The 21,746-nt window shown below is 60.4% G+C and carries 18 protein-coding genes and 2 tRNA genes; 19 read left to right on the top strand and 1 reads right to left on the bottom strand.

Annotation, left to right across the window (positions count from 1 at the left end; all coding sequences use genetic code 11):
- Window positions 1-80: 80 nt before the first annotated feature.
- The 7 genes from dnaK (at window position 81) to BLS08_RS18500 (ending at window position 9,637) form a co-directional block, all read left to right on the top strand.
- Window positions 81-1,997, top strand: a complete 1,917-nt coding sequence (gene dnaK, locus BLS08_RS18470) for a molecular chaperone DnaK (RefSeq protein WP_059392585.1) — start codon at window positions 81-83, stop codon at window positions 1,995-1,997.
- A 135-nt stretch (window positions 1,998-2,132) separates the two neighbouring features.
- Window positions 2,133-3,260, top strand: coding sequence for a molecular chaperone DnaJ (dnaJ, locus tag BLS08_RS18475; protein ID WP_059392584.1), 1,128 nt, complete (start codon window positions 2,133-2,135; stop codon window positions 3,258-3,260).
- Window positions 3,261-3,345: 85 nt separating this feature from the next.
- Window positions 3,346-4,149, top strand: a complete 804-nt coding sequence (dapB, locus tag BLS08_RS18480; RefSeq protein WP_090337128.1) for a 4-hydroxy-tetrahydrodipicolinate reductase — start codon at window positions 3,346-3,348, stop codon at window positions 4,147-4,149.
- A gap of 190 nt (window positions 4,150-4,339) precedes the next feature.
- Entirely contained in the window at window positions 4,340-5,488 is a 1,149-nt protein-coding gene (gene carA / locus BLS08_RS18485) for a glutamine-hydrolyzing carbamoyl-phosphate synthase small subunit (protein WP_090337129.1), read from the top strand.
- Between the two features lie 36 nt (window positions 5,489-5,524).
- A complete protein-coding gene (gene carB, locus BLS08_RS18490) occupies window positions 5,525-8,746 on the top strand; it encodes a carbamoyl-phosphate synthase large subunit (protein ID WP_075749492.1) in 3,222 nt (1,073 codons plus the stop codon).
- Window positions 8,743-9,219: a transcription elongation factor GreA gene (greA, locus tag BLS08_RS18495; RefSeq protein ID WP_004424425.1), complete on the top strand. Its 477-nt coding sequence runs from the start codon at window positions 8,743-8,745 to the stop codon at window positions 9,217-9,219. Before carB ends, greA begins: the two co-directional genes overlap by 4 nt.
- The gene (locus tag BLS08_RS18500) at window positions 9,197-9,637 is read left to right on the top strand and encodes a DUF4149 domain-containing protein (protein WP_090337131.1); all 441 of its coding nucleotides are present in this window, start codon (window positions 9,197-9,199) and stop codon (window positions 9,635-9,637) included. Before greA ends, BLS08_RS18500 begins: the two co-directional genes overlap by 23 nt.
- Window positions 9,638-9,709: 72 nt before the next feature.
- On the opposite strand, the gene yhbY is transcribed toward BLS08_RS18500, so the two are convergent.
- The gene (gene yhbY / locus BLS08_RS18505) at window positions 9,710-10,021 is read right to left on the bottom strand and encodes a ribosome assembly RNA-binding protein YhbY (protein ID WP_017675336.1); all 312 of its coding nucleotides are present in this window, start codon (window positions 10,019-10,021) and stop codon (window positions 9,710-9,712) included.
- 90 nt (window positions 10,022-10,111) lie between these two features.
- Between yhbY and rlmE the strand changes: the two genes are divergently transcribed.
- The 12 genes from rlmE (at window position 10,112) to rbfA (ending at window position 21,746) form a co-directional block, all read left to right on the top strand.
- Complete coding sequence (gene rlmE, locus BLS08_RS18510; RefSeq protein ID WP_017675335.1) at window positions 10,112-10,735, top strand: 23S rRNA (uridine(2552)-2'-O)-methyltransferase RlmE; 624 nt, start codon at window positions 10,112-10,114, stop codon at window positions 10,733-10,735.
- Between the two features lie 172 nt (window positions 10,736-10,907).
- Entirely contained in the window at window positions 10,908-12,821 is a 1,914-nt protein-coding gene (ftsH, locus tag BLS08_RS18515) for an ATP-dependent zinc metalloprotease FtsH (protein ID WP_090337133.1), read from the top strand.
- Window positions 12,822-12,829: 8 nt separating this feature from the next.
- Entirely contained in the window at window positions 12,830-13,681 is an 852-nt protein-coding gene (gene folP / locus BLS08_RS18520) for a dihydropteroate synthase (protein ID WP_090337135.1), read from the top strand.
- A 13-nt stretch (window positions 13,682-13,694) separates the two neighbouring features.
- Entirely contained in the window at window positions 13,695-15,032 is a 1,338-nt protein-coding gene (glmM, locus tag BLS08_RS18525; RefSeq protein WP_004424414.1) for a phosphoglucosamine mutase, read from the top strand.
- 65 nt (window positions 15,033-15,097) lie between these two features.
- The gene (tpiA, locus tag BLS08_RS18530; RefSeq protein WP_004424411.1) at window positions 15,098-15,853 is read left to right on the top strand and encodes a triose-phosphate isomerase; all 756 of its coding nucleotides are present in this window, start codon (window positions 15,098-15,100) and stop codon (window positions 15,851-15,853) included.
- A 3-nt stretch (window positions 15,854-15,856) separates the two neighbouring features.
- Entirely contained in the window at window positions 15,857-16,234 is a 378-nt protein-coding gene (gene secG / locus BLS08_RS18535) for a preprotein translocase subunit SecG (RefSeq protein ID WP_074860159.1), read from the top strand.
- Window positions 16,235-16,241: 7 nt separating this feature from the next.
- A tRNA-Leu gene (locus BLS08_RS18540) sits at window positions 16,242-16,327 on the top strand.
- A 97-nt stretch (window positions 16,328-16,424) separates the two neighbouring features.
- Window positions 16,425-16,501, top strand: a tRNA-Met gene (locus BLS08_RS18545).
- A gap of 129 nt (window positions 16,502-16,630) precedes the next feature.
- Window positions 16,631-17,089 (top strand): ribosome maturation factor RimP, encoded by a 459-nt coding sequence (gene rimP / locus BLS08_RS18550; protein WP_004424406.1) that lies wholly within the window; start codon window positions 16,631-16,633, stop codon window positions 17,087-17,089.
- 160 nt (window positions 17,090-17,249) lie between these two features.
- Window positions 17,250-18,731 carry a transcription termination factor NusA gene (gene nusA, locus BLS08_RS18555; protein WP_090337136.1) on the top strand — a complete coding sequence of 494 codons (1,482 nt, stop codon included), beginning with the start codon at window positions 17,250-17,252 and terminating at the stop codon, window positions 18,729-18,731.
- Window positions 18,732-18,757: 26 nt separating this feature from the next.
- Window positions 18,758-21,244, top strand: coding sequence for a translation initiation factor IF-2 (gene infB / locus BLS08_RS18560; RefSeq protein ID WP_075749478.1), 2,487 nt, complete (start codon window positions 18,758-18,760; stop codon window positions 21,242-21,244).
- A gap of 109 nt (window positions 21,245-21,353) precedes the next feature.
- Window positions 21,354-21,746 (top strand): 30S ribosome-binding factor RbfA, encoded by a 393-nt coding sequence (gene rbfA / locus BLS08_RS18565; RefSeq protein WP_004424397.1) that lies wholly within the window; start codon window positions 21,354-21,356, stop codon window positions 21,744-21,746.

Here is a 21,746-nt window from a genome sequence, read left to right on the forward strand (position 1 = left end):
ATTTTTAAGTCAAGCGTTTTAGTGCTGCCGGCGCCCGAGAAACGAGGCGACGGAAAAATCAAAGTTTCGGGAGAACATTCATGGGCAAAATTATCGGTATCGACCTGGGGACCACCAACTCCTGTGTCTCTATTTTGGAAAATGGCAACGTCAAGGTAATCGAGAACGCCGAAGGCGCTCGTACCACGCCGTCCATCATCGCTTACGCCAACGACGGTGAAATCCTCGTGGGCCAGTCGGCCAAGCGTCAGGCCGTGACCAACCCGCACAACACCCTGTATGCGGTGAAGCGTCTGATCGGTCGTCGTTTCGACGAAGAAGTCGTGCAGAAAGACATTCAGATGGTGCCGTACAAGATCGTCAAGGCTGACAACGGTGACGCCTGGGTTGAAGTGAACGGCCAGAAGATGGCGCCGCCGCAAATCTCGGCTGAAATTCTCAAGAAGATGAAGAAGACCGCCGAGGACTACCTGGGCGAGCCAGTCACCGAAGCGGTCATCACCGTTCCGGCCTACTTCAACGACAGCCAGCGTCAGGCCACCAAGGATGCTGGTCGCATCGCCGGTCTGGACGTCAAGCGCATCATCAACGAGCCTACCGCGGCTGCGCTGGCTTATGGCATGGACAAGGCCAAGGGCGACCACACCGTGATCGTCTATGACCTGGGTGGTGGTACCTTCGACGTGTCGGTCATCGAGATCGCCGAAGTCGATGGTGAGCACCAGTTCGAAGTGTTGGCCACCAACGGTGACACCTTCCTCGGCGGTGAAGACTTCGATATTCGTCTGATTGACTACCTCGTCGACGAATTCAAGAAAGAAACCGGCATGAACCTCAAGGGCGACCCGCTGGCCATGCAGCGCCTCAAGGAAGCTGCCGAGAAGGCCAAGATCGAGCTGTCCTCGAGCCAGCAGACCGACGTCAACCTGCCGTACATCACTGCAGACGCTACCGGTCCGAAGCACCTGAACGTGAAGATCTCCCGTTCCAAGCTCGAATCGCTGGTCGAAGACCTGGTGCAGCGCACCATCGAGCCTTGCCGTATCGCGTTGAAGGATGCGGGTATTGATGTCGGTTCGATCAACGACGTGATCCTGGTCGGCGGTCAGACCCGCATGCCGCTGGTGCAGAAGCTGGTGACCGAGTTCTTCGGCAGAGAAGCACGCAAGGACGTCAACCCGGATGAAGCCGTCGCCATGGGTGCTGCCATTCAGGGCGCCGTTCTGGCCGGTGACGTCAAGGACGTACTGCTGCTGGACGTGTCCCCGCTGACCCTGGGTATCGAAACCATGGGCGGCGTGATGACTGCGCTGATCGAGAAGAACACCACCATCCCGACCAAGAAGTCGCAGGTGTTCTCCACTGCCGATGACAACCAGAGCGCCGTGACCATTCACGTGCTGCAGGGTGAGCGCAAGCAGGCCGCACAGAACAAGTCGCTGGGCAAGTTCGACCTGGCCGAGATTCCGCCGGCTCCGCGTGGCGTGCCGCAGATCGAAGTGACCTTCGACATCGACGCCAACGGCATCCTGCATGTGTCCGCCAAGGACAAAGCCACCGGCAAGCAGCAGTCCATCGTGATCAAGGCCAACTCCGGCCTGTCCGATGACGAAATCGAGCGTATGGTGCGTGACGCCGAGGCCAACGCCGAGGAAGACCGCAAGTTCGAAGAGCTGGCCACGGCACGTAACCAGGGCGATCAACTGGTGCACGCCACCCGCAAGATGCTCACCGAGGCGGGCGACAAGGCCACTGCCGACGAGAAGGCGGCCATCGAAAAAGCCATTGGCGAACTGGAAGTGGCCGTGAAAGGCGACGACAAGGCCGCCATCGAGGCCAAGATGAACGCACTGTCCGAAGCCACCACGCCGCTGGCGCAGAAGATGTATGCCGAGCAGCCGCAGGGCGGTGCCGCCCAGGCTGATGCTGGCGACGCCAAGGATGCCGGTGACGACGTGGTCGACGCTGAGTTCGAAGAGGTCAAGGAGAACAAGTAAGGGATGCGGCCTGCTCGGCGGGCCGCCTCTTCTTTACGCTCCACCGTCGCTCGCGACGGGCAGGATTCGCCGCGCGGGAGCCTTCTCCCGCGTCGGCGTATCTGGAACTCACGAATTTGAGAGTGCAGCACAACTATGGCAAAACGTGATTATTACGAGATCCTGGGGGTCGAGCGCGGCGCTAGTGAAGCCGAGCTGAAGAAGGCCTATCGGCGCCTGGCGATGAAATATCACCCGGACCGCAACCCGGACGACAAAGACTCCGAAGAGAAATTCAAGGAGGCCAACGAGGCCTACGAAGTACTTTCTGACGCGGCCAAGCGTTCGGCCTACGACCAATACGGCCACGCTGGGGTCGACCCGCAGATGGGTGGCGGTGGTGGGGCCGGTTTCGGCGGCGCCAACTTCTCCGATATCTTCGGTGATGTGTTCAGCGACTTCTTTGGCGGTGCTCGCGGCGGCTCGCGTGGTGGTGCCCAGCGCGGCTCGGATCTGCGCTACACCCTCGAGCTGGATCTGGAAGAAGCGGTGCGCGGCACCACCGTGACCATCCGCGTGCCGACCCTGGTCGGCTGCAAGACCTGCGATGGCTCGGGTGCCAAGAAGGGCACCAGCCCGGTCACCTGTACCACTTGCGGTGGTATCGGTCAGGTGCGCATGCAGCAGGGTTTCTTCTCCGTGCAGCAGACCTGCCCGCGCTGTCATGGCAGCGGCAAGATGATCACCGACCCTTGCGGCAGCTGTCACGGTCAGGGTCGCGTGGAAGAGAGCAAGACGCTGTCGGTCAAGGTGCCGCCAGGTGTCGATACTGGTGACCGCATTCGCCTGTCCGGCGAGGGCGAGGCCGGTACGCATGGCGGCCCGGCCGGTGACCTCTACGTGGTGGTCAACGTCCGTGAACATGCGATCTTCCAGCGTGATGGTAAGCATCTGTACTGCGAAGTGCCGATCAGCTTTGCCGATGCGGCGCTGGGTGGCGAACTGGAAGTGCCGACCCTCGATGGTCGGGTCAAGCTGAAGATCCCCGAAGGCACGCAGACCGGCAAGCTGTTCCGTCTGCGTGGCAAGGGCGTGGCCCCTGTTCGTGGTGGCGCGGCTGGCGATTTGATGTGCCGGGTCGCGGTGGAAACGCCGGTCAACCTAAACAAGCGTCAGCGCGAACTGCTCGATGAGTTCCGCAAGTCGCTGCAGGGTGACGATTCCCACTCGCCCAAGGCCAGTGGCTGGTTCGAGGGCGTGAAGCGCTTCTTCGGCGACGTTTAATTGAGCGTCAAGCGGCAAGTCACAAGCGGCAAGAGGGTATTGCGCTTGGCTTGCAGCTTGAGGCCCGCAGCTTGGAGCTGATGTTATGCAACGTATTGCAGTGATGGGCGCCGCCGGGCGTATGGGCAAGACCCTGATCGAGGCCGTCAGTCAGGCCGAGGGTGCGAAGCTCCGTGCCGCCATCGACCGCGCCGACAGCAGCCTGATCGGTGCCGATGCCGGTGAGCTGGTGGGGCTGGGCAAGATAGGTGTGACCCTGGTGGGTGATCTGGCCGCAGTGGTCGACGATTTTGACGTGCTGATCGACTTCACCCATCCGTCGGTGACCCTGAAGAACCTGGAGGTCTGTCGCCAGGCGGGCAAGGCTATGGTCATCGGTACCACCGGTTTCACCGTGGAAGAGAAACAGCAGCTGAGCGAAGCGGCCAAGCAGATCCCCATCGTTTTTGCCGCCAACTTCAGTGTCGGCGTCAACCTTTGCCTGAAGCTGCTGGATACCGCTGCTCGCGTGCTGGGTGACGATGTGGACATCGAAATCATCGAAGCCCACCACCGGCACAAGGTCGACGCACCGTCCGGTACAGCACTGCGCATGGGCGAAGTGGTTGCCGATGCACTGGGGCGTGATCTGCAGAAAGTCGCCGTGTATGGCCGCGAAGGTCAGACCGGAGCCCGTGAGCGCGAGACCATTGGTTTCGCTACCGTGCGTGCCGGTGACGTGGTGGGTGACCACACCGTGCTGTTCGCCGCCGATGGCGAGCGTGTCGAGATCACGCACAAGGCCTCCAGCCGCATGACCTTCGCCAAGGGCGCGGTGCGTTCGGCGCTGTGGCTGCAGGGGCGTGATGCCGCTCTGTACGACATGCAGGACGTGTTGGGCTTGCGTTGATGTGAATGTGTGACTGAGGCGTCTTACCGGGTGGACCGAAAAAGGGTTTTCCTGTAAGCTTCCTGTTTTAGTGTGTCCACTAAAAGTTACGCAGAATGGCTCAAATAAAAAAGCGGGATGACCTTCACACGTCATCCCGCTTTTTTACAACCTGCGTTTGCTTCAAGCCTTGATCGAGACGGAGGTCTTCTTGACTAAGCCAGCCCCCAAACCTGCCATTTTGGCCCTTGCTGACGGCAGCATTTTTCGCGGCGATTCCATCGGGGCCGATGGCCAGACGATCGGAGAGGTGGTGTTCAACACCGCCATGACCGGCTATCAGGAAATCCTTACCGATCCATCCTATGCCCAGCAGATCGTTACCCTGACTTACCCGCACATCGGCAATACCGGTACCACCCCGGAAGATGCCGAGTCCAACCGCGTCTGGGCCGCTGGCCTAATCATTCGCGACCTGCCGCTGATTTCCAGCAACTGGCGCGACAAGCAGCCGCTGGACGAGTACCTGAAAGCCAATGGCACCGTCGCCATCGCCGGTATCGATACTCGCCGTCTGACCCGCATCCTGCGCGAAAAGGGTTCGCAGAATGGCTGCATCCTGGTCGGTGACGACGCCACCGAAGAGAAAGCACTGGAGCTGGCACGCAGCTTCCCGGGCCTCAAGGGCATGGACCTGGCCAAGGTAGTCAGCTGCACCGAGCGCTACGAGTGGCGCGAAAGCACCTGGAACCTGCAGTCCGACAGCCACCCGGAAATTCCGGCCAGCGAGCTGCCTTACCACGTGGTCGCCTATGACTACGGCGTGAAGCTGAACATCCTGCGCATGCTGGTCGAGCGTGGCTGCCGCCTGACCGTGGTGCCGGCACAAACTCCGGCCAGCGACGTGCTGGCGCTCAATCCTGATGGCGTGTTTCTCTCCAACGGTCCTGGCGATCCCGAGCCGTGCGACTACGCGATCCAGGCGATCAAGGACGTTCTGGAAACCGATATTCCGGTATTCGGCATCTGCCTCGGCCACCAACTGCTGGCTCTGGCCTCCGGCGCCAAGACCCTGAAAATGGGTCATGGCCACCACGGTGCCAACCACCCGGTACAGGATCTCGACAGCGGTGTGGTGATGATCACCAGCCAGAACCACGGTTTCGCTGTGGACGAAAGCAGCCTGCCGAGCAATGTGCGGCCGATCCACAAGTCGCTGTTCGATGGCACCCTGCAGGGCATCGAGCGCACCGACAAGGACGCCTTCAGCTTCCAAGGGCACCCCGAGGCGAGCCCAGGGCCGCACGACGTGGCGCCACTGTTCGACCGCTTCATCGAAGCCATGGCCAAGCGCCGCTAAGCCCGCCGACTGACCTACGGATTCGAGAGAGAAAAAATGCCAAAACGTACAGACATCAAAAGTATCCTGATCCTCGGCGCCGGCCCCATCGTCATCGGCCAGGCCTGCGAGTTCGACTACTCCGGCGCTCAGGCGTGCAAGGCGCTGAAGGAAGAAGGTTTCCGCGTCATCCTGGTGAACTCCAACCCGGCCACCATCATGACCGACCCGTCGATGGCTGACGCCACCTACATCGAGCCGATCAAGTGGGCCACTGTGGCCAAGATCATCGAGAAGGAACGCCCCGACGCCCTGCTGCCGACCATGGGTGGCCAGACCGCGCTGAACTGCGCGCTGGACCTGGAAAAGCACGGCGTGCTGGAGAAGTTCGGCGTCGAGATGATCGGTGCCAATGCCGACACTATCGACAAGGCCGAAGACCGTTCGCGCTTCGACAAGGCGATGAAGGACATCGGCCTGGCCTGCCCGGTTTCCGGCATCGCCCACAACATGGAAGAAGCGTACGGCGTGCTGGAGAAGGTTGGCTTCCCGTGCATCATCCGCCCGTCCTTCACCATGGGCGGTACCGGTGGCGGCATCGCCTACAACCGTGAAGAGTTCGAGGAAATCTGCGCCCGCGGTCTCGACCTGTCGCCGACCAGCGAACTGCTGATCGACGAGTCGCTGATCGGCTGGAAGGAATACGAGATGGAGGTGGTCCGTGACAAGAAGGACAACTGCATCATCGTCTGCTCCATCGAGAACTTCGACCCGATGGGTGTGCACACCGGTGACTCGATCACCGTCGCGCCGGCACAGACCCTGACCGACAAGGAATACCAGATCCTGCGTAACGCCTCGCTGGCAGTGCTGCGTGAGATCGGCGTGGAGACCGGCGGCTCCAACGTGCAGTTCGGCATCTGCCCGAACACCGGGCGCATGGTCGTCATCGAGATGAACCCGCGTGTATCGCGCAGCTCGGCTCTGGCCTCCAAGGCCACTGGCTTCCCGATCGCCAAGATCGCCGCCAAGCTGGCTGTCGGCTACACCCTCGATGAGCTGTCCAACGACATCACCGGCGGGCGTACCCCGGCGTCGTTCGAACCGGCCATCGACTATGTAGTGACCAAGGTGCCGCGCTTCGCCTTCGAGAAATTCCCGAAAGCCGACGCCCGCCTGACCACCCAGATGAAGTCCGTGGGCGAAGTCATGGCCATCGGCCGTACCTTCCAGGAGTCCATGCAGAAAGCCCTGCGCGGTCTGGAAGTGGGCGTTGCCGGCTTCGATCCGAAGCTCGACCTGAATGACCCGGAGGCTGAAAGCACTCTGCGTCGCGAGCTGACCGTGCCCAGCGCCGACCGCATCTGGTACGTGGCCGATGCCTTCCGCGCCGGCAAGACCGTCGCCGAAGTGTTCGAGCTGACCCGTATCGACGAGTGGTTCCTGGTGCAGATCGAAGATCTGATCAAGGACGAGGCGACTGTGGAGACCCTTGGTCTGTCGGCCATCGACCGCGACCTGATGTTCAAGCTCAAGCGCAAGGGCTTCTCCGATGCGCGCCTGGCCAAGCTGCTGGGTGTGTCCGAGAAGAGCCTGCGCGCCCATCGCCACAAGCTCAAGGTGCTGCCGGTGTACAAGCGCGTGGACACCTGCGCCGCCGAGTTCGCCACCGACACCGCCTACATGTACTCGACCTACGAGGAAGAGTGCGAGGCCAATCCGTCGAGCCGTGAGAAGATCATGATTCTCGGGGGCGGCCCCAACCGTATCGGCCAAGGCATCGAGTTCGACTACTGCTGCGTGCACGCCGCGCTGGCCATGCGTGAAGACGGTTACGAGACCATCATGGTCAACTGCAACCCGGAAACTGTCTCCACCGACTACGACACCTCCGATCGCCTCTACTTCGAGCCAGTGACCCTGGAAGACGTGCTGGAAATCGTCCGTGTCGAGCAGCCGAAAGGCGTCATCGTCCAGTACGGCGGCCAAACCCCGCTGAAGATCTGCCGCGCGCTGGAAGAAGCAGGCGTGCCGATCATCGGCACCAGCCCTGAGGCCATCGACCGCGCCGAAGACCGCGAGCGCTTCCAGCAGATGGTGCAGCGCCTGAACCTGCGTCAGCCGGCCAACGCCACTGCGCGCAGCGAAGACGAAGCCCTGGCCCTGTCGAAGAACATCGGTTACCCGATGGTGGTGCGTCCGTCCTACGTACTGGGCGGCCGGGCGATGGAAATCGTCTACCAGGAAGAAGAACTCAAGCGCTACATGCGCGAAGCGGTGAAAGTCTCCAACGACAGCCCGGTGCTGCTCGATCGCTTCCTCAACTGCGCCATCGAAGTGGACGTGGATGCGGTGTGCGACGGCGAAACCGTGGTGATCGGCGCGATCATGCAGCACATCGAACAGGCCGGCGTGCACTCTGGTGACTCCGCCTGCTCGCTGCCGCCGTACTCGCTGCCGATGCACATCCAGGACGAGATCCGCGAGCAGGTCAAGAAAATGGCCCTGGAGCTCGGCGTGGTCGGTCTGATGAACGTGCAGATGGCCGTGCAGGGCGAGGACATCTACGTCATCGAAGTGAACCCGCGCGCCTCGCGTACCGTGCCGTTCGTCTCCAAGTGCGTCGGCGAGTCGCTGGCCAAGGTGGCTGCGCGCGTCATGGCTGGCAAGAGCCTGGCCGAAGCCGGCTACAGCAAGGAAATCATCCCGCCGTTCTTCAGCGTCAAGGAGGCGGTATTCCCCTTCGCCAAGTTCCCAGGCGTCGACCCGATCCTTGGCCCGGAGATGAAGTCCACCGGTGAAGTCATGGGTGTCGGTGATACCTTCGGCGAAGCCTTCGCCAAGGCCCAGCTGGGCGCCAGCGAGATCCTGCCGAACTCCGGTTGCGCGTTCATCAGCGTACGTGAAGATGACAAGCCGGAAGCCGTTCAGGTCGCCCGTGATCTGATCGCGCTGGGCTTTGAAGTGGTTGCCACTGCCGGCACCGCCAAGGTGATCGAGGCTGCTGGTCTGCCAGTTCGTCGAGTGAACAAGGTGACTGAAGGCCGTCCGCATGTCGTCGACATGATCAAGAATGATGAGGTCACCCTGATCATCAATACCACCGAGGGGCGTCAGTCCATCGCTGACTCCTACTCGATCCGTCGTAACGCCCTGCAGCACAAGATCTACTGCACCACCACCATCGCGGCTGGTCAGGCGGTCTGTGAAGCGCTCAAGTTCGGCCCGGAGAAGACTGTGCGCCGGCTGCAGGATCTGCATGCAGGAATCAAGGCATGATCAAATATCCAATGACCGTTCAGGGCGCTCGCGCCCTGGAAGAAGAGCTGGCGCACCTGACCAAGGTGGTTCGCCCGAAACTCAGTCAGGACATCGGTGAAGCCCGCGAGCTGGGTGATCTCAAGGAAAACGCCGAGTACCACGCCGCGCGTGAGCAGCAGGGCATGGTCGAAGCGCGTGTGCGTGATATCGAAGGTCGTCTGCAGAACGCGGTGATCATCGATGTCACCACCATCGAGCACACCGGCAAGGTGATCTTCGGCACCACGGTGGAAATCGCCAACGTCGAGACAGACGAAAGCGTGACCTACCAGATCGTTGGCGAGGACGAAGCCGACATCAAGCAGGGCAAGATTTCCGTCGGCTCGCCTATCGCCCGTGCCTTGATTGGCAAGAATGAAGGCGATGTGGTTGCGGTGCAGACTCCCAGTGGCCTGATCGAGTACGAGATTGTCGAAGTCCGTCATATCTAAACCGCAACAACCGTCTCGGGCGGCTGCCGTCAGTTGGCAGCTGGCCCAGACCCTCTGGGTGGGCGGCTTGTGGTTGTTGCAGTTCGTCATTCTGCCGGCCATCGGCCAAAGCGGTCTGGCGCCTCTGCTGGTGCAGGAGATAGCCACGCGGCTGGTGCCGCTACTGGTCGGTCTGACAGCGGTATGCGTTGCGCTGCAGGCTTTTGCCTTGCTGCGCAGTGAAGGTCTGTCGAGTCTGTTGCGGGATATACGTGGGCAACTACTGCTGACCGTTGCGGCCATGGCCCTGAGCTACTTCGCTGTGTTGCGCTACTGGCCCGAGGTCGAGTATTGGCTGCGCTTCAGCTATCTGGTGATGGCATTTTGTGGGCTGTTGCTGGTGCTGCAGCCTGTGCCTGGGGCGCCAGTCAGGCGCTAACGACGCTTTCAGACGCGAATTCATTCGCGATCAGGGCACGCCATGCCTGCCCGTGATCGCGATGGATGCGCCTCAACCCTGGTAACGAATAACGTTGGACAGGTTGCGATTCGGCTTGGGGTTCTTGCGATAGAGCAGGGCGACCTTGCCAATCGACTGGACCAGTTCAGCGCGTCCGCTCTCGCACAGGGCTACAATGGCGGCCTGGCGATCCTCGCGTTCGGTGAGGCGCAGCTGTACCTTGATCAGCTCGTGATCGTTCAGGGCGCGGTCCAGTTCGGCCAGCACGCCCTCGGTCAAACCATTGTCAGCCACGATCAATACAGGTTTCAGGTGGTGGCCGATAGATTTGAATTGTTTCTTCTGCTCTTGAGTGAGCGGCATAATCGTTAGTACCTAATTCGGTCTGGAAAACGGCGCCTATCTTACCCGAGCCCGCGCAGTTATTCATGACCCGTTGAGTCAGAGGTTTCAGTGGCACGTTCCAAGACCAGCCAGCGTTGGCTGAAAGAACATTTCGATGATCCCTACGTGAAGATGGCGCAGAAAGACGGCTATCGTTCGCGCGCCAGCTACAAGTTGCTGGAGATCCAGGAGAAGGATCGCATCCTGCGCCCGGGCATGACCGTGGTCGATCTTGGCGCCGCGCCAGGTGGCTGGTCGCAGGTCACCAGTCGAGTGATCGGCGACAAAGGGCGGCTGATCGCCTCCGATATCCTGGAGATGGACAGCATTCCTGATGTCACCTTCATTCAGGGTGATTTCACCGATGACGCGGTCTTCGCGCAGATTCTCGAGGCCATCGGCGAAAATCCGGTGGACCTTGTTATTTCCGATATGGCCCCCAATATGAGTGGGGTAAGAACCGCCGATCAGGCGCGTGCGATGTATCTGTGCGAGCTGGCGCTGGATCTGGCCGGGCGTGTCTTGCGTCCAGGTGGCGATTTTCTGATCAAGATTTTCCAGGGTGAAGGTTTCGACGCTTACCACAAGCAGGTGCGCGAGACGTTCGACAAGGTGCAGATGCGCAAGCCGCTGTCCTCACGCGATCGCTCCCGTGAGCAATATCTGTTGGCGCGCGGTTTTCGCGGGATGTGAGTTGAAACTGGTGTCCGCCCTGTCGGTCTCAGTCGCAGAAACCTCATAAAGGGTTACAGACGGTGCCTGCGGGACGCGGGCGTTTGGTGTAAGTTAGTCGGTATATCATTGGTCGTCATGGGAAGCCCGCTTCGCCACGAGGCCTGCTTCAGAGGGTAGCTAATTGAACGACATGGCAAAGAATCTGATCCTGTGGCTGATCATCGCGGCGGTGCTGGTTACCGTGATGAACAACTTCTCCAGTCCGAGCGAGCCGCAGACCCTGAGCTACTCGCAATTCATCGAGCAGGTGAAGGAAGGGCGCGTTGAGCGCGTTACCGTCGATGGTTACGTGATCTCCGGCAAGCGTACCGATGGTGAGGGCTTCAAGACCATTCGCCCGGCTATTCAGGATGAAGGCCTGATCGGCGATCTGCTGGATAACAACGTGGTTATCGAAGGCAAGCAGCCTGAGCAGCAGAGCATCTGGACTCAGTTGCTGGTCGCCAGCTTCCCGATTCTGGTGATCATCGCCGTATTTATGTTCTTCATGCGCCAGATGCAGGGCGGTGCTGGTGGCAAGGGCGGGCCGATGAGCTTCGGCAAGTCCAAGGCGCGTCTGCTCTCCGAAGATCAGGTCAAGACCACCTTCGCCGATGTCGCCGGTTGCGACGAGGCCAAGGAAGAAGTCAGCGAGCTGGTGGAATTCCTCCGCGATCCGGGCAAGTTCCAGCGCCTGGGCGGTCGCATCCCGCGTGGTGTACTGATGGTTGGCTCGCCGGGTACCGGCAAGACCTTGCTGGCCAAAGCCGTGGCTGGTGAGGCGAAAGTGCCGTTCTTCACCATTTCCGGTTCCGACTTCGTTGAGATGTTCGTCGGTGTTGGTGCCAGCCGTGTTCGCGACATGTTCGATCAGGCCAAGAAGCACGCGCCGTGCATTATCTTCATCGACGAGATCGACGCCGTGGGTCGCCATCGTGGCGCCGGCATGGGCGGCGGTCACGACGAGCGTGAGCAGACCCTCAACCAGTTGCTGGTGGAGATGGACGGTTTCGAGATGAATGACGGCATCATCGTCATCGCTGCCACTAACCGTCCGGACGTTCTCGACCCTGCGCTGCTGCGTCCTGGCCGCTTCGACCGCCAGGTGGTCGTTGGTCTGCCGGATATTCGTGGTCGCGAGCAAATTCTGAAGGTGCACATGCGCAAGGTGCCGATGAGCGACGACGTGCAGCCGGCGGTGATCGCCCGCGGCACCCCGGGCTTCTCCGGCGCCGACCTGGCCAACCTGGTCAACGAGGCCTCGCTGTTCGCCGCCCGCGCCGGCAAGCGCGTGGTGGAAATGAAGGAATTCGAGCTGGCCAAAGACAAGATCATGATGGGCGCCGAGCGCAAGACCATGGTCATGTCCGACAAGGAGAAGCTCAACACCGCGTTCCACGAGGCGGGCCACGCCATCGTTGGTCGTCTGGTGCCCGAGCATGATCCGGTCTACAAGGTGTCCATCATTCCGCGTGGTCGTGCTCTGGGCGTGACCATGTTCCTGCCGGAAGAGGATCGCTACAGCTTGAGCAAGCGCGCGCTGACCAGTCAGATCTGCTCGCTGTTCGGTGGTCGTATTGCCGAAGAAATGACCCTGGGTTTCGATGGCGTTACCACCGGCGCCTCCAACGACATCATGCGTGCCACGCAGTTGGCCAAGAACATGGTCACCAAGTGGGGGCTTTCCGAGAAGCTGGGCCCGCTGATGTATGCGGAAGAAGAGGGTGAAGTCTTCCTCGGTCGTAGCATGGGCAGCCAGGCCAGCAACGTTTCCGGCGAGACTGCCAAGCAGATCGACGAGGAAGTGCGTCGCATCATCGATGAATGCTACGCCACGGCCAAGAAACTGCTGGTAGAGAACCGTGACAAGCTCGATGCAATGGCCGAAGCGCTGATGAAGTACGAAACCATCGACGCCGAGCAGATCGACGACATCATGAACGGCCGCGAGCCTCGTGAGCCACGCGGCTGGGATGGTGGCGGTGACTCCGGTGCTCCGCAGGCCAAGGTCGACGAGCCAGATCGTTCTGAAAAGCCCATTGGTGGGCCGGCGGCCGAGCACTAAGGTTTCATATGTCTCAAGTGCAACACCTGAGCCGGCTACCCTGTGGTAGCCGGCTTCTTGATTTGTCCCGTCCGCAGGTGATGGGCATCCTCAATGTCACTCCTGATTCTTTCTCCGATGGTGGGCGCTTTACGGCGCGCGATGCTGCGCTGCGTCACGCCGAGCAGATGGTCGCCGCAGGTGCGACGCTGATCGATATCGGCGGTGAGTCCACCCGCCCAGGCGCCCGGGCCGTTTCTCCGACCGAAGAGCTGGAGCGGGTTGCGCCGGTGGTCGAAGCTATCGCCCGTCAGCTCGACGTGATCATTTCCGTGGATACCTCGACGCCCGCAGTCATGCGCGAAAGTGCAAGGCTGGGCGCGGGGCTGATCAATGATGTGCGTTCGTTGCAACGTGATGGTGCTCTGGATGCGGCGGCAGATACTGGTCTGCCGGTGTGTCTGATGCATATGCGCGGCGAGCCCGGCAACATGCAGGATGATCCGCAGTATCCGGATATCGTCGCTGAGGTGCGTGATTTTCTCGTCGAGCGCATGGCTGCCTGCGCGACAGCCGGTATTCCCGCTGAGCGGATCCTGCTCGATCCGGGCTTTGGTTTTGCCAAGACCCTGGAGCACAATCTCGCCCTGTTCAAGCGCATGAGTGAGCTCTCTGCGTTGGGGCGGCCCTTGCTGGTTGGTGTCTCACGCAAGAGCATGATCGGCAAGGTGCTTGGTCACGAGGTTGGTGGTCGCCTCTACGGTAGTCTGGCATTGGCTGCTCTGGCCTTGACCAAAGGCGCACATATTCTGCGCGTGCACGATGTCGCCGAAACGGTGGACGTGGTGCGCATGATCGCTGCGGTTGAAGCGGCGCAATAACAAGGAAAGCGTTATGGCTAGAAAATACTTCGGCACCGACGGTATTCGTGGTCGCGTTGGCCAGTTTCCAATTACTCCGGATTTCATGCTCAAGCTCGGTTGGGCGGCTGGCATGGCGTTTCGCAAGCAGGGCAAGTGCCGCATCCTGATCGGTAAGGACACGCGTATCTCTGGCTACATGTTCGAGTCCGCCCTCGAGGCGGGGCTGGCTGCCGCAGGTGCGGACGTGCAACTGCTCGGGCCGATGCCGACGCCGGCGATTGCCTATCTGACGCGCACTTTCCAGGCCGATGCCGGTATCGTCATCAGTGCTTCGCACAATCCGCATGACGATAACGGCATCAAGTTCTTTTCCAGCGAAGGCACCAAGCTTCCGGACGATGTCGAGGCGATGATCGAAGAGTTGCTCGATCAGCCGATGACCGTGGTGGAGTCCGCCGGGATCGGCAAGGCTTCGCGGATCAACGATGCCTCCGGTCGCTACATCGAGTTCTGCAAGGGCAGTGTGCCCAGTGGCACCAGCTTCAAAGGCCTGAAGATCGTCATCGATTGCGCCCATGGCGCTGCCTACAAGGTCGCGCCTAGCGTGTTTCGCGAGCTGGGTGCGGAGGTTCGAGTCATTTCGGCGCAGCCCGACGGTCTCAATATCAATGATGCTTGCGGTTCCACGCACATTGCCGCGTTGCAGGCTGAAGTGGTCGCACAGCAGGCTGATCTGGGTATCGCCTTCGATGGCGATGCTGATCGTGTGCTGATGGTCGACCAATATGGTGCGGTGGTCGATGGTGATGAGCTGTTGTTCATCATTGCGCGTGATCTGCAGGAGCGTGGGCGGCTGCGTGGTGGTGTGGTCGGCACGCTGATGAGCAATCTCGGGCTGGAACTGGCTCTGGCCGATCTGAACATCCCATTCATTCGCGCCAATGTCGGCGATCGTTATGTGATCGCTGAATTGTTGGCGCGCAACTGGCAGCTCGGTGGCGAGAATTCCGGGCACCTGGTGTGCTTCCAGCACACCACGACTGGCGATGCGATTATTGCGGCCCTGCAGGTTTTGATGGCGCTCAAGCGCCGCGGTCAGAGCCTGGTTGATGCGCGCAGCGATCTGAAGAAGTGTCCGCAGGTGCTGGTCAATGTGCGATTCTCCGGCGCTGTCGATCCGCTCGAGCATCCGTCGGTGAAGGAAGCCTGCGCGCGGGTGACCGAGAGCATGGCTGGACGTGGTCGAGTGCTGCTGCGCAAGTCCGGCACCGAGCCGCTGGTGCGGGTGATGGTCGAAGGTGACGAGGAAAGCTCGGTTCGCGGCTATGCCGATGAATTGGCTAAGATTGTTGCCGAAGTCTGTGCTTGATTGCGCTTGCTACCGAGGGTGCTCTTGGGTAACATCTGCGCCCTCTTTGATCGACGAGGTAAAACATGCGTCGCCCCTTGGTCGCTGGTAACTGGAAAATGCACGGTACCCGCGCAAGCGTCGCAGAGCTGATCGAAGGTGTACGTCAGCAGGTACTGCCTGCTGATGTCGATGTTGCGGTGTTTCCCTCCAGTCTGCATATCGCTCAGGTCGTCGAAGGCCTGAATGGTAAAGCGGTGAAGGTTGGAGCGCAGGATTGTGCGGCACAAGTAGAGCAGGGCGCCTTGACTGGTGAGCTGGCAGTTAGTCAGTTGGTCGACGGCGGTTGTGAGCTGGTGCTTGTTGGTCACTCCGAGCGTCGCCTGATTCTGGGTGAAAGTGACGAAGTGGTCGTGCGCAAGTTTGCAGCGGTACAGGCTGCAGGTTTGACTCCCGTGCTCTGTGTGGGGGAGACCCGCGAGCAACGTGAAGCGAATAAAACGCTGGGTGTAGTGGGTGGCCAGTTGGCCGCAGTGATCGGCGCGCTGGGTGTCGATGTGCTGAAAAACGCCGTAGTGGCCTATGAGCCTGTATGGGCCATTGGTACCGGGTTGACCGCTACGCCCGAGCAGGCTCAGGAAGTGCACGCAGCAATCCGTGCGCAAGTTGCGCAGCTCGATGCTGGTGTCGCGAGTGGGCTGAGAATTCTTTATGGCGGCAGTGTGAAGGCCGTCAGTGCAGCCGAGTTGTTCGGCATGCAGGATATCGATGGGGGGCTTGTGGGTGGAGCCTCTCTGAATGCGGATGAATTCGGTGCGATCTGTCGCGCTGCAGGAAACTGAAGAATGCTGGAAACAGTCATTGTTGTTCTGCACCTGCTGGGTGCGATCGGGATTGTGGTGCTGGTGCTGTTGCAGCAGGGTAAAGGCGCTGACGCGGGTGCGTCGTTCGGTTCGGGTGCTTCGGCAACTGTATTCGGAAGCCAAGGTTCCTCTACCTTTCTGAGTAAGTTTACTGGTATACTCGCCGCGGCTTTTTTCATTACCAGCTTGGGTTTAGCGTTCTTTGCTAAAGAAAAAGCTGATGCACTGACTCAAGTTGGTCTGCCAGATCCAGCGGTTCTGGAAGTTCAACAAAAACCGGCTGTCGAAGATGTGCCGGTGCTCGAAGAGCAAGCTCCAGCATCCGATGCTTCGGATGTGCCGGAGGCTCCAGGGCAGTAACAGTTTTGCCGAGGTGGTGGAATTGGTAGACACGCTACCTTGAGGTGGTAGTGGCCATAGGCTGTAGGGGTTCGAGTCCCCTCCTCGGTACCATACTCAAGAAAGCCCGCAGTTCGCGGGCTTTCTTGTTGCTGGAGTGTTTGGTTGACCCTCGCCAGGGGGTGGCCGTATAATTCCGGCCCAGCTTTGACGCGGGGTGGAGCAGTCTGGTAGCTCGTCGGGCTCATAACCCGAAGGTCGTAGGTTCAAATCCTGCCCCCGCAACCAGTTTCAGCAGGCCCCTTTTCAGGGGCTTTTTGTTAGCTGAAAGACAGTGTCCGTTGGTATTTACGGCGGATTGAAGGGATGGGCGTTTCGCCCATTTTTTATTTGCACAGCATGCACGAGGGCCGTTAAGTGTCGAGCAAGCTAGAACAGTTGCAGGCCTTGTTGGCCCCAGTAATCGAGGCGCTCGGTTACCAATGTTGGGGCATCGAGTTCCTGTCGCAGGGGCGTCATTCGCTGCTGCGTGTCTATATCGATAAAGCCGATGGCATCCTGATCGACGATTGTGAAATCGTCAGCCGTCAGCTCAGTGGTGTACTCGATGTCGAGGATCCGATTACCTCGGAGTACACACTGGAAGTTTCTTCTCCTGGCATGGATCGTCCGTTGTTCACTCTCGAACAGTTTGCGACGCATGCCGGTGAACAGGTGAAGATCAAGCTGCGTTCGCCTTTCGACGGGCGTCGTAACTTCCAGGGCCTCCTTCGCGGTGTGGAGGAGCAGGACGTGGTAGTTCAGGTGGATGACCACGAGTATCTGTTGCCGATCGACCTGATCGACAAGGCCAATATCATCCCCCGATTTGATTGAGATGCGGATTCTGTGGCGCTGCTGGACTGTCGATTGTCGGCGCAGCGCAAGCGACACAGATGGCGCGAAGGTAGCACGGCAGCTCACGAAGATAGCGCCAATGGCGTGAACGTGAAGCGGACTGCGCAGAACCAATGGATTGCGAAAGGCGAGGCGTACGATGAGCAAAGAAGTACTGCTGGTTGTTGAGTCGGTATCCAACGAAAAGGGTGTACCGGCCAGCGTGATTTTCGAGGCGCTGGAGCTGGCTCTGGCAACCGCCACCAAGAAGCGTTTCGAGGACGAAGTCGACCTGCGTGTGTCGATCAACCGTCAGAACGGTAGCTACGAAACTTTCCGCCGCTGGACCGTGGTCGATGAGTCCGAGTTCGAGGACCCGGCCTACCAGGTGACCGAGGACATGCCGCAGGCCGTTGAGGCCAACGCCAAGATCGGTGACGTGCTCGAAGAGAAGGTTGATTCCATCGAGTTCGGTCGCATCGCCGCGCAAACCGCCAAGCAGGTCATCGTGCAGAAAGTGCGCGAGGCCGAGCGTGCTCAGGTGGTAGACGCCTACCGCGAGCGCCTGGGTGAGATCATCTCCGGCACCGTGAAGAAGGTCACCCGCGACAACGTCATCGTCGACCTGGGCAACAACGCCGAGGCGCTGCTGGCCCGTGAAGACATCATTCCGCGCGAGACTTTCCGCGTTGGTGTGCGGCTGCGTGCCCTGCTCAAGGAAATTCGTACCGAGAACCGCGGCCCGCAACTGATCCTGTCGCGTACCGCTCCGGAAATGCTGATCGAGCTGTTCCGCATCGAAGTACCGGAAATCGCCGAAGGGCTGATCGACGTCAAGGCCGCCTCCCGTGATCCGGGTTCGCGCGCCAAGATCGCCGTGCGCTCCAAGGACAAGCGTATCGACCCGCAGGGTGCCTGCATCGGTATGCGTGGTTCGCGCGTCCAGGCCGTTTCCGGCGAACTGGGCGGTGAGCGCGTCGATATCGTGCTGTGGGACGACAACCCCGCGCAGTTCGTTATCAATGCCATGTCGCCGGCTGAAGTGGCTGCGATCATCGTCGATGAAGATGCCCATGCCATGGACATCGCCGTTGGCGAAGACAACCTGGCCCAGGCCATTGGTCGTGGCGGTCAGAACGTGCGTCTTGCCAGTCAGTTGACCGGCTGGACCCTGAACGTGATGACCGAAGCGGACATTCAGGCCAAGCAACAGGCAGAAACCGGCGACATCCTGCAGTCCTTCATCGACGAGCTGGAAGTCGACGAAGAACTGGCTCAAGTCCTGGTCGAAGAGGGTTTCACCAGTCTCGAAGAGATTGCCTACGTACCCATGGAAGAAATGCTCAGTATCGATGGCTTCGACGAGGAGATCGTCAATGAGCTGCGTGCACGGGCTAAGGATCGTCTGCTGACCAAGGCGATCGCCAACGAGGAGAAGTTGGCCGATGCCCATCCGGCAGATGATCTGCTGGAACTGGAAGGCATGGACAAGGCGCTGGCTCTAGAGCTTGCGCTGCGCGGCGTGATTACCCGTGAAGACCTGGCCGAGCAGTCTATTGACGACCTGCTCGACATCGACGGCATCGACGAAGAGCGTGCCGGCAAGCTGATCATGGCCGCCCGAGCCCATTGGTTCGAATAAGCGGTTGCGGCCGAGGAGAAAGATGCATGACGCAAGTCACGGTTAAAGAACTGGCCACAGTGGTCGACACCCCGGTTGAGCGCCTGCTGCAGCAGATGCGTGAAGCTGGCCTGTCCCACGACAGTGCCGAACAAGTAGTGACCGATAGTGAGAAACAGGCCCTGCTGGCCCATCTCAAGAGCAGTCACGGCGACAAGGTCGAAGAGCCGCGCAAGATCACCTTGCAGCGCAAGACCACCAGCACCCTGCGCGTTGCTGGCAGTAAGACCATCAGTGTTGAAGTGCGCAAGAAGAAAACCTTCGTCAAGCGCAGCCCGGAAGAGATCGAAGCCGAGAAGCAGCGCGAGCTGGAAGCGCAGCGCGCCGCTGCCGAGGCTGAACGCCTGAAGGCCGAAGAAGAAGCCAAGCGCAAGGCTGACGAAGAAGCCAAGCGTCAGCCTGCCGCTGCTGCGACCGATGGCGCTGCACCAGTTGCTGCGCCGACGCCTGTCAGCGAGCCGCTGGTTGCCGCTCCGGTCGTCGAAGTCGAGCGCAAGAAAGAGGAAGTGCGTCGCCCCGAGAAGGCACGCTCTGATGAAGATGAGCGTCGCGATCGCAAGCACACCCAGCATCGCCCCGCGACCAAGGAGAAGGCGCCGGCTCCGCGCGTCGCTCCGCGTAGCGTCGATGAAGAAAGCGACGGTTTCCGTCGTGGTGGCCGCGGCAAGTCGAAGATGAAGAAGCGCAACCAGCATGGCTTCCAGGCTCCGGCCGGTCCGGTGGTGCGTGAAGTGGCCATTGGCGAAACCATCACGGTGGGCGATCTGGCTCAGCAGATGTCGGTCAAGGCTGCTGAAGTCATCAAGTTCATGTTCAAGATGGGCACCCCGGCCACCATCAACCAGGTGCTGGATCAGGAAACTGCCCAGCTGATCGCCGAAGAGTTGGGCCACAAGGTCAAGCTGGTCAGTGATACCGCCCTGGAAGATTCCCTGGCCGAGTCGCTGAAGTTCGAAGGTGAAGCCGTTTCCCGTGCTCCGGTCGTGACCGTAATGGGCCACGTTGACCACGGTAAGACCTCGCTGCTCGACTACATTCGTCGCGCCAAGGTGGCTTCCGGTGAAGCGGGTGGCATCACCCAGCATATCGGTGCTTACCACGTGGAAACCGAGCGTGGCATGGTCACCTTCCTCGACACCCCCGGTCACGCTGCGTTTACCGCCATGCGTGCGCGTGGTGCCAAGGCGACCGACATCGTCATCCTGGTCGTTGCAGCTGACGACGGCGTAATGCCGCAGACCCAGGAAGCCGTACAGCACGCGAAAGCGGCTGGCGTGCCGATCGTGGTCGCGGTGAACAAGATCGACAAGCCCGATGCCAACCCGGATAACATCAAGAACGGCCTGGCCGCTCTCGACGTGATCCCGGAAGAGTGGGGCGGCGATGCACCTTACGTGCACGTGTCGGCCAAGATGGGTACCGGCATCGACGAGCTGCTCGAAGCCGTACTGCTGCAGGCTGAAGTTCTCGAGCTGAAAGCCACGCCGTCGGCCCCGGGTCGTGGTGTGGTGGTCGAATCGCGTCTGGACAAGGGCCGTGGCCCGGTGGCCACCGTGCTGGTTCAGGACGGTACCCTGCGTCAGGGCGACATGGTCCTGGTTGGCGTCAACTATGGCCGCGTGCGTGCCATGCTTGACGAGAACGGCAAGCCGATCAAGGAAGCCGGTCCTTCCATTCCGGTCGAGATCCTCGGCCTCGATGGTACGCCGGATGCCGGTGACGACATGACCGTGGTCGCCGACGAGAAGAAGGCCCGCGAAGTTGCCCTGTTCCGTCAAGGCAAGTTCCGTGAGGTCAAGCTGGCCCGTGCTCACGCCGGCAAGCTGGAAAACATCTTCGAGAACATGGGCCAGGAAGAGAAGAAAACCCTCAACATCGTGCTCAAGTCCGATGTGCGTGGTTCTCTGGAAGCCCTGCAAGGCTCGCTCAGCACCCTGGGTAACGACGAAGTGCAGGTGCGTGTGGTCGGTGGCGGCGTCGGTGGTATCACCGAGTCCGATGCCAACCTGGCGCTGGCTTCCAACGCCGTGCTGTTCGGCTTCAACGTCCGTGCTGACGCTGGTGCGCGCAAGATCGTCGAGGCCGAAGGCCTGGACATGCGCTACTACAACGTCATCTACGACATCATCGAAGACGTCAAGAAGGCGCTCACCGGTATGCTCGGCAGCGATGTTCGCGAGAACATCCTGGGCACCGCCGAAGTGCGTGACGTATTCCGTTCGCCGAAGTTTGGCGCGGTTGCCGGTTGCATGGTCATCGAAGGCACTGTCTTCCGTAACCGTCCGATCCGCGTACTGCGTGAAGACGTGGTGATCTTCGAAGGTGAGCTGGAATCGCTGCGTCGCTTCAAGGACGACGTCGCCGAAGTGCGTAACGGCATGGAGTGCGGTATCGCGGTGAAGAGCTACAACGACGTCAAGGTCGGCGACAAGATCGAAGTGTTCGAGAAAGTCCAGGTGGCTCGCAGCCTGTAATCGCGAGTCGCAACACGCAACGCCCGGCCCCGCATTCGCGCGGCCGGGCGTTTGCCGCTTTTGAGTCCGCTGGCGAACAGGCAGCGGACGAAGTAAAGGTAAGTAGAAAATGGCCAAAGATTACAGCCGTACCCAGCGTATCGGCGACCAGATGCAACGCGAACTGGCCCAGCTTATTCGGCGTGAGGTCAAGGATCCGCGTCTGGGGCTGGTGACCATCACCGCAGTCGACGTCAGTCGTGATATCGGTCACGCCAAGGTCTTCATCACCGTCATGGGGCAGGATGATGCCGAGGCGATCAAAGAGAGCCTCAAGGTACTCAACGACGCGGCCGGTTTCCTGCGCATGCAGCTGGGCAAGGCGATGAAGCTGCGCAGCGTGCCACAGCTGCACTTCCACTACGACGAGAGCGTCCAGCGCGGTGCTCACCTGTCGGCACTGATCGAGCGTGCCGTGGCGGAAGATCGTCTGCACGACGACACCGCGGGTTCCAAGGAGTAA

Origin of the sequence: Ectopseudomonas chengduensis, assembly GCF_900102635.1 — a bacterium.
Taxonomy (GTDB): Bacteria; Pseudomonadota; Gammaproteobacteria; order Pseudomonadales; family Pseudomonadaceae; genus Aquipseudomonas; species Aquipseudomonas chengduensis.